The organism is Acidovorax sp. 59 (genome assembly GCF_002754175.1).
Taxonomy (GTDB): domain Bacteria; phylum Pseudomonadota; class Gammaproteobacteria; order Burkholderiales; family Burkholderiaceae_C; genus Acidovorax; species Acidovorax delafieldii.
Window position 1 is genome coordinate 1299257 of record NZ_PEET01000001.1, and the last position, 10744, is coordinate 1310000.

General features: G+C 56.9%; 11 protein-coding genes. All 11 read left to right on the plus strand.

From position 1 onward, the window contains the following. Positions 1–2: 2 nt before the first annotated feature. The 11 genes from CLU87_RS05865 (at position 3) to CLU87_RS05915 (ending at position 10600) form a co-directional block, all read left to right on the plus strand. Entirely contained in the window at positions 3–701 is a 699-nt protein-coding gene (locus CLU87_RS05865) for a tetratricopeptide repeat protein (protein ID WP_099729841.1), read from the plus strand. A gap of 2 nt (positions 702–703) precedes the next feature. Next, positions 704–1867: an outer membrane protein assembly factor BamB gene (gene bamB, locus CLU87_RS05870; RefSeq protein WP_099729842.1), complete on the plus strand. Its 1164-nt coding sequence runs from the start codon at positions 704–706 to the stop codon at positions 1865–1867. Between the two features lie 13 nt (positions 1868–1880). After that, the gene (der, locus tag CLU87_RS05875) at positions 1881–3224 is read left to right on the plus strand and encodes a ribosome biogenesis GTPase Der (RefSeq protein ID WP_056062205.1); all 1344 of its coding nucleotides are present in this window, start codon (positions 1881–1883) and stop codon (positions 3222–3224) included. Between the two features lie 105 nt (positions 3225–3329). Beyond that, positions 3330–3584, plus strand: coding sequence for an RNA chaperone Hfq (gene hfq, locus CLU87_RS05880; protein ID WP_015013419.1), 255 nt, complete (start codon positions 3330–3332; stop codon positions 3582–3584). 93 nt (positions 3585–3677) lie between these two features. Next, positions 3678–4823, plus strand: a complete 1146-nt coding sequence (gene hflX, locus CLU87_RS05885) for a GTPase HflX (RefSeq protein WP_192418921.1) — start codon at positions 3678–3680, stop codon at positions 4821–4823. 53 nt (positions 4824–4876) lie between these two features. Continuing rightward, on the plus strand, positions 4877–6247 hold the full coding sequence (gene hflK, locus CLU87_RS05890; RefSeq protein WP_099729843.1) for an FtsH protease activity modulator HflK: 1371 nt from the start codon (positions 4877–4879) through the stop codon (positions 6245–6247). Positions 6248–6256: 9 nt separating this feature from the next. Beyond that, complete coding sequence (gene hflC / locus CLU87_RS05895) at positions 6257–7165, plus strand: protease modulator HflC (protein ID WP_099729844.1); 909 nt, start codon at positions 6257–6259, stop codon at positions 7163–7165. A gap of 30 nt (positions 7166–7195) precedes the next feature. Next, entirely contained in the window at positions 7196–7375 is a 180-nt protein-coding gene (locus tag CLU87_RS05900) for a DUF2065 domain-containing protein (RefSeq protein WP_347707488.1), read from the plus strand. 90 nt (positions 7376–7465) lie between these two features. Further along, positions 7466–8614, plus strand: coding sequence for an ATP phosphoribosyltransferase regulatory subunit (locus CLU87_RS05905; protein ID WP_099729845.1), 1149 nt, complete (start codon positions 7466–7468; stop codon positions 8612–8614). Positions 8615–8641: 27 nt separating this feature from the next. After that, positions 8642–10018 (plus strand): adenylosuccinate synthase, encoded by a 1377-nt coding sequence (locus CLU87_RS05910; protein WP_099729846.1) that lies wholly within the window; start codon positions 8642–8644, stop codon positions 10016–10018. 57 nt (positions 10019–10075) lie between these two features. Next, a complete protein-coding gene (locus CLU87_RS05915; protein ID WP_056062011.1) occupies positions 10076–10600 on the plus strand; it encodes a phosphoribosyltransferase in 525 nt (174 codons plus the stop codon). Positions 10601–10744 lie beyond the last annotated feature (144 nt).

Genomic DNA, 10744 nt, shown 5'->3' on the forward strand with positions numbered 1-10744 from the left:
CCATGGCAAATCATCTCGACCTTGAAGAACAAGAGCAGCTAGACCAGCTCAAGCATTTTTGGAACACCTGGGGCACGTTGATCAGCTCCGTGGTCATTGTCGTTGCAGGTGCCGCGGCTGCTTGGAACGGTTACCAGTACTGGCAAACCCGGCAGGCCACGCAGGCGGCTGCGTTGTTTGATGCTGTGGATGTGGCTGCGCGGTCTGCCGATAACGTCCGCATGGAACAAGCTTTTGCAGATCTGAAGTCTAAATATGCAGGGACTGTCCAAGCTGGGCAGGCAGGCTTGACCCTCGCCAAGGCCATGCAGGGCACTGGTAATGTCGAAGGTGCCAAACAGGCGCTTATGTGGGTTGCAGAACAATCGTCAGACGAGGGCCTCAACGCCTTGGCCAAGTTGCGATTGGCTGGTGTGCTCATGGATCAAAAGAACTATGACGAAGCACTCAAGCAACTATCCAGCAGTTTCGCGCCGGAATTCTCCTCTGTTGTGGCGGACCGCAAGGGTGACGTCCTGATGCTCCAGGACAAGCGTCAGGACGCGATTGCTGAGTACACCAAGGCATATAAGGGGTTCGAAGACAGTGTCGAGTACCGCCGTCTGGTGGAAATCAAGCTGAACGCGCTGGGTGTCTCGCTGCAAGGTGTGAATGTGGCTTCTGCTGTCTCTTCAACCGCAACACCTGCGGAGTCCAAGTAACCATGTCGTCGCCTATCAACGCAAGGTCAGGGCACCAATTTTTTGTGCGCGGTCTGGTGGTAGCACTAGTGGCTGCCACGTTGGCCGGTTGTTCTTTGTGGAGCGCCGACAAGTCTAAGCCTGTGCCTGCCGACCTCGGAGCCAATGTGGCCGTTCTGGGCGTGCGGCAAGCATGGACTGCGCGCCTTGGCAATGTGGCTGGATTGCCATTGGAGGTCCATGTTGCTGGCAATGTGGTGACCGTCGCGTCAGCTGATGGTGCGGTGGCAGCCCTGGATGCGCGTACGGGGGGGGATATCTGGCGAGTAGCGCTGGCTGAGCCTCTGTCGGCAGCTGTGGGTAGCGATGGCAAGTTCGCGGCGGTGGTCTCGCGTAACAATGCACTGATCGTTATTGATGGGGGGCGTGAGCGCTGGCGTGAGACGCTCGCTGCTCAGGTATTCACACCACCTCTGGTTGCAGGCGGTCGTGTTTTCGTGTTGTCGGCAGATCGATCCGTGTCTGCCTATGATTTGTCGACAGGTCGTCGTCTCTGGTCCCAGCAGCGCCCCGGCGAGCCTTTGATATTGCGCCAGGCTGGTGTCTTGACCGCTGTGGGTGACACGCTGGTGGTGGGGTTGTCAGGCCGTTTGGTCGGATTGAATCCTGACAATGGCAGTGTGCGATGGGAGACCCCCATTGCCAGCGCGCGGGGCACCAATGATGTGGAGCGCCTTGTCGAGTTGGTGGGGCGCACCAGCCGTGTGGGAGAAACAGTGTGCGCTCGATCCTTTCAAGCTGCTGTGGGTTGTGTGAACACGGCAAGGGGAGCGACCGTCTGGACGCAGCCTGCTAGCGGAGCAGAAGGCGTTCACGGCGATGCAGAGGCCATTTTTGGCTCTGAGAGCAATGGCACTCTTGTTGCGTGGCGCCGCGCGGATGGTTCACGCTTATGGGGTATCGATCGACTTAAATACCGCAAACTCACGGCGCCGTTGCTTCTAGGGCGCTCGGTAGTCGTCGGTGACGACTCGGGTTTGGTGCATTTGCTGTCTCGTACAGATGGTTCGCCCCTGAACAGGCTGGCGACAGATGGGTCTGCCATCGCTGCTGCCCCAGTCGTGGCTGCAGATACCCTGGTGGTTGTTACCCGCAATGGCGGCATTTACGGATTCCGTCCAGATTGATCGGTCTTATTCAATGAAGCCAGTTATCGCCCTCGTGGGGCGTCCGAATGTCGGCAAGTCCACGCTCTTCAACCGTCTGACCAAGTCGCGTGACGCTATCGTCGCTGACTTTGCGGGACTTACGCGTGACCGGCACTACGGTAACGGCAAGCAGGGAAAACACGAGTACATCGTCATTGATACCGGTGGCTTCGAACCCGACGCTTCCAGCGGCATCTACCGCGAGATGGCCAAACAAACGCAGCAGGCCGTCGCAGAGGCGGACGTGGTGATTTTTGTGGTGGATGCCCGTGCAGGTGTTTCCGCGCAAGACCACGACATTGCCAATTACTTGCGTCGCTTGGGCAAGCCTTGCGTGCTCGTCGCCAACAAAGCGGAGGGCATGCTCCAGGGCGTCCAACTAGCGGAGTTCTATGAGCTGGGGCTGGGCGAGGTTTATCCTGTGTCTGCGGCGCACGGGCAGGGCATACGCAGTTTGGTTGACATTGCGCTGGAGCCGCTCAATCTGCCTGAGCCTGACGATTCGGATACGGCGTTGGACAAGGGCGTAATCAAGCTTGCCGTGGCGGGGCGCCCCAACGTGGGTAAGTCCACCCTGATCAACACGTGGCTTGGCGAAGAGCGACTGGTGGCATTTGATATGCCCGGTACGACCCGCGATGCCATCACTGTGCCTTTTGAGCGCAATGGCCAGCGCTTTGAGCTGGTGGATACTGCAGGACTGCGCCGCAAGGGGAAGGTGTTTGAGGCTATCGAAAAATTCTCGGTAGTGAAAACGCTCCAAGCCATCGAGTCCGCAAATGTGGTGCTGTTATTGCTCGATGCCACCCAGGGGGTAACGGACCAGGATGCCCATATCGCGGGCTATATTCTGGAGAGTGGCCGCGCTGTGGTTCTGGCGGTGAACAAATGGGATGCCGTGGATGACTACCAACGGCAGCTCTTGGAGCGCTCCATTGAGACGCGGCTAGCGTTTTTGAAGTTTGCTTCGTTGCACTTCATTTCTGCGAAGAAGCGTCAGGGGCTTGGCCCTCTATGGACATCTATTGCCCAGGCCCACCGGGCGGCCACCTGCAAGATGTCCACGCCAGTGCTCACCCGACTGTTGCTGGAGGCAGTTCAGTTCCAAAGCCCCAAGAGGGCGGGGATGTTCCGCCCCAAAATGCGGTATGCGCACCAAGGCGGCATGAATCCGCCCGTGATCGTGATCCATGGTAACTCGCTGGAGCACGTGACTGATGCTTACAAGCGATTCTTGGAAGGGCGCTTCCGCAAGGAGTTTGATCTTGTGGGGACCCCTTTGCGCATTGAGATGAAAACCTCGCACAATCCTTTTGCGGACAAAGACGAGGCTTGACGACAAAGGCTCCTCAGTCGAGGGGCCATGTGTGTTAAAGCCAGAGCGTGCGTCTGGCTGTGGTAAGGTGCTGGTTTACAACAACACTTGAACACGGAGAATATCGTGAGCAATAAAGGCCAGCTTTTGCAAGACCCCTTCCTTAACGCATTGCGTCGGGAGCATGTTCCAGTGTCCATCTATTTGGTCAACGGGATCAAGCTGCAGGGGCAAATCGAGTCTTTCGACCAGTATGTGGTGTTGCTGCGCAATACTGTGACGCAGATGGTTTACAAACACGCGATTTCTACGATCGTTCCAGGTCGGGCGGTCAATTTCTCTACCTCAGAAACCCCTGATGCTGACAGCAGCAACTCTTGAGTTGTTGTCTGGTAGCGGGGCTCGCTTTCTCAGCGAGGTAGAGCAGGGAGAGGGTGGTTGGCTTTGAGTTCGGCTTCCGCCTCCTCGTCCGCTATGACGCCGGTGTTGCTGGTGGGCGTTGATTTTGGTCTCCCCCACTTCGATGCTGAGTTGGAAGAGTTGGGACTGCTCGCCCAGACGGCGGGTTTACGGCCTGTTGCTCGCATTACGTGCAAGCGGAAAGCGCCGGACGCGGCACTCTTTATTGGCTCTGGCAAAGCGGATGAAATTCGCACCTTGGCCCAGATGCATGGGGCATTGGAGGTGCTGTTTGACCAATCACTCAGCCCCGCGCAGCAGCGTAATCTGGAACGTCATATCGAGCTTCCCGTTAATGACCGCACGTTGTTGATTCTGGAGATCTTTGCGCAACGTGCGCGAAGCCACGAAGGCAAGCTTCAGGTTGAGCTCGCCAAGCTGCAGTATGTGAGTACACGGCTGGTGCGGCGCTGGTCTCACCTGGAGCGCCAGACTGGCGGTATCGGTGCCCGGGGCGGTCCGGGTGAAAAGCAGATCGAGCTGGATCGACGGATGATTGGTGACGCGATCAAGCGCACCAGAGAGCGCTTGATCAAGGTCAAGCGTCAGCGCTCCACGCAGCGGCGACAGCGCGAGAGGCGCGATACCTTCAATATTTCGCTTGTTGGGTACACCAACGCGGGTAAGTCCACGCTTTTTAATGCTTTGGTTAAAGCGCGAGCGTATGCAGCGGATCAACTTTTTGCCACGCTAGACACTACAACACGCCAGTTGTATCTGGCAGATGCGGCGCGATCTGTTTCTCTGTCCGATACGGTGGGCTTTATCCGGGATCTCCCGCACGGATTGGTGGATGCCTTTCAGGCTACGCTGCAAGAGGCTGTCGATGCAGATCTGCTGCTTCATGTGGTGGATGCTTCCAACCCGGATTTCCCGGAGCAGATGGCGCAGGTGGAGCGGGTGTTGCTGGAAATTGGTGCCTCGGATATCCCGCAGATACTGGTGTTCAACAAGCTTGACGCATTGCCCGAAGAGCGACGCCCCTCCCTGCTGGTAGACCAATACGAAGTGGGGGGGCAGTCGCTTTCCCGTCTGTTCGTAAGTGCTCGATCTGGAGAAGGTCTTGATGATCTGCGCCGCGCTTTGGCCGATAGGTTGCTGGCTACGCGTGAGGATATGACCCCAGCAGACGCCCTTGAATTGCCGGATGTGTTGCCCTGATTGGGCACAATGCATGATCGAATGACGCCATCAGAGAACCAGAGATTTTGCGCATGAATTTTCATACTCGCACCCTACGCTGGGCTTCATTGCCGGACCGTATTCGGGGCATGTTCAATCTGAACGATCCACGCTGGGGTCGCGGGGATGATAAGTCGGAGGACGGTAACGTGCGCCCTGAGGATCGACCTGCAGCGCCACCCGCAGGTCAGAGGGGTGGGGATCAGCGGCCAAGCAATGGCCAGCAGCCGCCTGATCTCGACGAGCTCTGGCGTGACCTTAATCGCAAGCTTGGCAGTCTGTTCGGGGGAAAGAATGGTTCTGGCCGTGGCCCGGGAGGAGGGGCTGGCGGTGGCTTTCAACCTGATATGAAAAGCGCCGGTGTGGGTGTTGGCTTGATTGCCGGCATTGCGTTCGTGATCTGGATGGGCACAGGTTTTTTCATAGTGCAAGAAGGTCAGCAAGCCGTCATTACGCAATTCGGCAAGTACAAAAGCACCGTGGGTGCAGGTTTTAACTGGCGCTTGCCTTACCCAATTGAGCGTCATGAGCTGGTTTTTGTGACACAAATTCGCTCCGCTGATGTGGGGAGGGACACGGTCATCAAAAGCACGGGCTTGAGAGAGTCCGCGATGCTTACCGAAGACGAAAACATCGTGGAGATCAAGTTTGCCGTTCAGTATCGCCTGAGCGATGCCAGGGCATGGCTTTTCGAAAGCAAGAATCCCTCAGATGCCGTGGTTCAAGCAGCTGAGACCGCCGTTCGCGAGGTGGTGGGCAAGATGCGCATGGACACGGCATTGGCTGAAGAGCGGGATCAGATTGCGCCTCGCGTTCGCGCGCTCATGCAGACCATATTGGACCGTTACAAAGTTGGCGTCGAAGTTGTTGGCATCAATTTGCAGCAGGGCGGTGTGCGGCCGCCTGAGCAGGTGCAGTCCTCCTTTGATGATGTCCTCAAAGCTGGACAGGAGCGCGAGCGTGCCAAAAACGAGGCACAGGCTTACGCGAATGATGTGATTCCACGCGCTGTGGGCTCTGCCTCTCGTCTGAACGAGGAGGCTGCTGCGTACAAGGCGAGGATCGTTGCGCAGGCTCAAGGTGACTCGCAACGGTTTGCTTCTATTTTGGCGGAGTACCAGAAGGCTCCGCAGGTAACCCGTGATCGTATGTATCTGGACACGATGCAGCAGATTTATGGCAACGTGACCAAGGTGCTGGTGGAGTCGCGTCAAGGCTCCAATTTGCTGTACCTGCCGCTCGACAAAATTATGCAAGGCGTAGCAAGCGGGTCCGGAGCGCTGGATGCCCCTGCGGCCACCAGCGTGCCTCCAGCGGTGTCACCAGCAACACCCGCACCAACCTTTTCGAATGACGCTCGCGCGCGCGACACCAGCCGCACCCGTGAACGTGAATCCCGCTAGGAGTAGTTCGTGAACAGAGTCGGTTTTATTGCATCTACCCTTCTGGTGGTGCTTGCTCTCATGAGCTCCATGCTTTTTGTTGTGGACCAGCGGCAGTTTGGAGTGTTGTATGCACTGGGTCAGATCAAAGAAGTGATCACGGAGCCTGGCCTCAATTTCAAGCTGCCTCCTCCATTTCAGAACGTCACCTACATAGACAAGCGTTTGCTGACCTTGGACAGCACGGACACCGAGCCCATGTTGACTGCTGAAAAGCAGCGTGTCGTTATCGACTGGTATGTGCGCTGGCGCATTTCCGAGCCCACTGAGTACATTCGCAACGTTGGGCTGGATGAGACGGCGGGCGCCATGCAGCTCAATCGGGTGGTTCGCAATGCTTTCCAGGAGGAAATCAACAAGCGCACGGTGAAAGAGCTGCTCTCACTCAAACGCGAAGCGCTGATGACTGATGTCAAGCGCGAAGTCTTGGAGACAGTTCGTGGTTCCAAGCCCTGGGGGGTTGATGTGGTGGATGTGCGTATTACCCGTGTTGATTACGTGGAAGCCATCACTGAATCTGTGTACCGGCGCATGGAAGCGGAGCGAAAGCGCGTGGCCAATGAGTTGCGCTCTACAGGTGCTGCAGAAGGCGAAAAGATTCGTGCAGACGCAGATCGTCAGCGCGAGATCACAATCGCCAATGCCTATCGGGATGCTCAAAAGCTGAAGGGTGAGGGCGACGCGGAAGCGGCCCGCATCTACGCCGAAGCGTTTGGCAAAGATCCTCAATTTGCCCAGTTTTATCGCAGTCTCGAGGCGTACAAGGGCAGTTTCAATAAGAAAAGCGATGTGATGGTGCTGGACCCATCGTCCTCTGACTTCTTCAAGGTCTTTCGCGGCTCAGCGTCTGCATCGGCGCCTGTTGCTCCACGCAAGTAAACAAGTGGCGCTGGTTGTGAGAGGTGAATGATGTGGGACAGTCTTTGGACGGCATTTGCCTTGGTCCTGGTAATTGAGGGTTTTTTGCCTTTTTTGTCCCCCCAGGTCTGGAAACGTACGGTTGCGCAGATCGCTCAATTGCAGGATGGCCAAATACGCTTTTTCGCATTGTTGGCCCTTGCTGCGGGTCTTCTGATGCTCTGTTTCTGAACGCTGTCACACCCCTTGACTAGGAGATTCCTTGGGGAGTCTCGCCCGGTCCCGGTAGAATCACGGTTTTAACAGCCTCCCCTTTTCTCCATGTCTGCTTGGGTCCTGCCGGATCACATTGCCGATGTCTTGCCGTCTGAAGCGCGGCACATCGAAGAATTGCGTCGCGGGCTGCTTGATACAGCCCGTTGTTATGGTTATGAGTTGGTGATGCCCCCGCTGTTGGAGCATCTGGAATCTCTCCTTACGGGCACTGGCGAAGCGCTGGATCTGCAAACCTTCAAACTGGTGGATCAGCTATCTGGTCGTTCCATGGGGCTGCGAGCTGATACGACTCCGCAGGTTGCTCGCATTGATGCGCATTTGCTCAATCGCAAAGGTGTGACACGTCTTTGCTACTGTGGTCCTGTGTTGCACACGCGTCCTGACCGCCCGCATGCCACCCGCGAGCCTCTTCAGTTTGGTGCCGAAATCTATGGGCATGCCGGGCTGGAGGCCGACCTTGAGGCTTTGCAGTTAGCTCGGGAGTGTTTGCGAGTTGCCAATGTACGCGACACAACCATTGATCTTGCGGACGTGCGCATCGTCCGCAGCCTGTTGGCTGGTGTGAGCGTGAGCCCGCAACTGCTCAGCGGCATTCATTCTGCTTTGGCGGCCAAGGATGCGGGAGAGTTGACAGTCTTGACGCGTGGCTTTCCTGAGGATTCTCGGCAAGGCCTTCTCGCTCTTGTCCGGTTATACGGAGACTCTGCTGTTCTGGCTGAGGCTGAAAATGCGCTGAAGCGCATTTCTGGTGTGTCTCAAGTGCTATCAAATTTGAAGTGGTTGGCGTCGCGTCTTGACGGAGCCTCTGTCACTTTCGACTTGGCTGATTTGCGTGGATATGCCTACTACAGCGGTGCGCGCTTCGCGATCTATGCGCCCGGTGCCAGCGATGCCCTGGTGCGGGGCGGCCGGTACGACGAGGTGGGGGCAGTGTTTGGCCGAAATCGTCCTGCGGCGGGATTCAGTTTGGACATCAAGCAGGTGGTTGGCGTGGTGCCACCCCGTGCGCTGAAGGCTGCCATTCGGGCTCCCTGGGGCGAGGCTGCGGATGTGAATGCAGCGATTGGAGAGCTTCGGTCCGCTGGGGAAACAGTGGTGTGTGTTTTGCCAGGGCACGAGAGTGAGGTGGATGAGTTCCACTGTGATCGTGAACTGGTTCAGGTTGCGGGCCGTTGGGTCGTGCAGGCTGTTTGAGCAATTGTCATTTGAATTGGGTTTGAGATGAAAGCAACCAAAGGTCGCAACGTAGTGGTGGTCGGTACCCAGTGGGGCGACGAAGGCAAGGGCAAGTTGGTCGATTGGCTGACGGAGAGCGCTCAAGGGGTCGTGCGTTTCCAAGGGGGGCACAACGCTGGCCACACACTGGTGATCAATGGCGTGAAGACGGCGCTGCATTTGATCCCGAGCGGCATCATGCGCCCTGGGGTCAAGTGCTACATCGGCAATGGCGTGGTGCTTTCTGCAGCGAAGTTGTTTGAGGAAATTGAGGGGCTTGAGAAAGCTGGTGTCGAGGTTCGTTCGCGGCTGCGCATCAGTGAGGCTTGCCCTCTGATCCTGCCTTTCCACGCGGCAATTGACGTTGCGCGTGAGGCGGCCCGAGAGCAGGGGGGGGCTGAGAAGATTGGTACCACCGGCCGTGGCATTGGTCCAGCTTACGAGGACAAGATTGCCCGCCGTGCCTTGCGCGTACAGGACTTGAAGTACCCTGAGCGATTTGCTTCCAAGCTGCGCGAATTGCTGGATTTGCATAACCATGTACTCACCACGTACCTGGGCTCTGCAAAATTCGTTTTTGGCGATGCGCTGAAGCCATACATCCACGATGGTAAGGTGCAGTTTGATGTCGTGTACGCCGAAGCCATGCGCCATGCAGAGTTGCTGAAGCCCATGATGGCTGATGTGTCGCGTGAGCTGAATGAGGCGAATCGCGCGGGTGCCAATCTTCTGTTTGAGGGCGCTCAAGGGACCCTGCTGGATGTAGACCATGGCACATACCCGTATGTCACCTCCAGTAACTGCGTGGCGGGGAACGCTGCTGCGGGATCTGGCGTAGGGCCGGGCATGCTTCATTACATCCTCGGTATCACCAAGGCGTATTGCACCCGTGTGGGTGGCGGGCCTTTCCCTACAGAGTTGGATTGGGAAGTGCCTGGTACGCCCGGTTATCACATGAGCACGGTGGGCGCTGAAAAGGGAGTGACAACGGGGCGTAGCCGTCGCTGTGGCTGGTTTGATGCAGCTTTGTTGAAGCGCAGCGCCCAAGTCAATGGTCTTACTGGCCTTTGCATCACCAAGCTGGATGTGCTGGACGGGTTGAACGAGTTGTTGCTGTGCACAGGCTACGAGCTCGACGGTCAGCGTATTGATTTGCTTCCCATGGGCGCAGAGGACATCGCTCGGTGCACGCCAATTTATGAAACGCTCCCTGGCTGGAGTGATTCCACCGTCGGGGTGACCGAGTACGACAAACTGCCCGAAAGTGCGCGCCGCTATCTTGAGCGCATTGAAGAAGTGACAGGGGTTCCGATCGACATGATCTCAACCAGTCCTGATCGCGACCATACGATCATGATGCGCCATCCTTATGTCGCTGTCTGACCTGTAGTTTGCCCTGCTGCCATCAAGTAAACGCCAATTGTTCAGGAATCATCCACTATGTTGACCGAAGACGGAAAACACCTCTATGTCAGCTATGACGAGTACCACAGCCTCATCGAAAAGTTGGCGCTGAAAGTTCATCAGTCGGGTTGGGCGTTCGACACCATTCTCTGTCTCGCTCGCGGTGGGTTGCGCCCAGGTGACATTCTCAGTCGTATCTTCGATAAGCCGTTAGCGATCATGTCTACGAGCTCCTACCGTGCCGAGGCAGGAACGGTGCAAGGACATCTTGATATTGCACGCTTTATCACCACGCCCAAGGGTGAAATTGCAGGGCGCGTGCTCTTGGTCGATGATCTGGCTGATTCAGGGCACACCTTGCACGCGGTGATCAACATGCTTAAGACCAACTACGCGCCCATCACCGAGCTACGTAGCGCCGTGATCTGGACGAAGGGTCTATCGACCTTTTCTCCAGATTACTCCGTGGAGTTTTTGCCGAGCAATCCTTGGATCCACCAGCCCTTTGAGGGCTACGACAGCCTGAGTCCGGAGAAGCTGCTAGAAAAGTGGCGAGTCTGATTTTTCTTGCTGGCCCTGAAAGTCGTGCTATAGTCGAGGGCTTCGCTACTGAGACCTGAGCGCAAAAGTGTTGGGGTCGATGGGGTAGTTTGTGGTGATGCTTAGGTGCTGCGGCAGATGACTCGGAGGGTTGGCGAAGAAAGT

Excerpts from the sequence above, each read along its gene's own strand:
- CLU87_RS05915 (WP_056062011.1), top strand. The coding sequence starts at position 10,076 with ATGTTGACCGAAGACGGAAAACACCTCTATGTCAGCTATGACGAGTAC.
- CLU87_RS05905 (WP_099729845.1), top strand. The coding sequence starts at position 7,466 with ATGTCTGCTTGGGTCCTGCCGGATCACATTGCCGATGTCTTGCCGTCT.
- bamB (WP_099729842.1), top strand. The coding sequence starts at position 704 with ATGTCGTCGCCTATCAACGCAAGGTCAGGGCACCAATTTTTTGTGCGC.
- CLU87_RS05865 (WP_099729841.1), top strand. The coding sequence starts at position 3 with ATGGCAAATCATCTCGACCTTGAAGAACAAGAGCAGCTAGACCAGCTC.
- der (WP_056062205.1), top strand. The coding sequence starts at position 1,881 with ATGAAGCCAGTTATCGCCCTCGTGGGGCGTCCGAATGTCGGCAAGTCC.
- CLU87_RS05900 (WP_347707488.1), top strand. The coding sequence starts at position 7,196 with ATGTGGGACAGTCTTTGGACGGCATTTGCCTTGGTCCTGGTAATTGAG.
- hflX (WP_192418921.1), top strand. The coding sequence starts at position 3,678 with ATGACGCCGGTGTTGCTGGTGGGCGTTGATTTTGGTCTCCCCCACTTC.
- hflK (WP_099729843.1), top strand. The coding sequence starts at position 4,877 with ATGAATTTTCATACTCGCACCCTACGCTGGGCTTCATTGCCGGACCGT.
- CLU87_RS05910 (WP_099729846.1), top strand. The coding sequence starts at position 8,642 with ATGAAAGCAACCAAAGGTCGCAACGTAGTGGTGGTCGGTACCCAGTGG.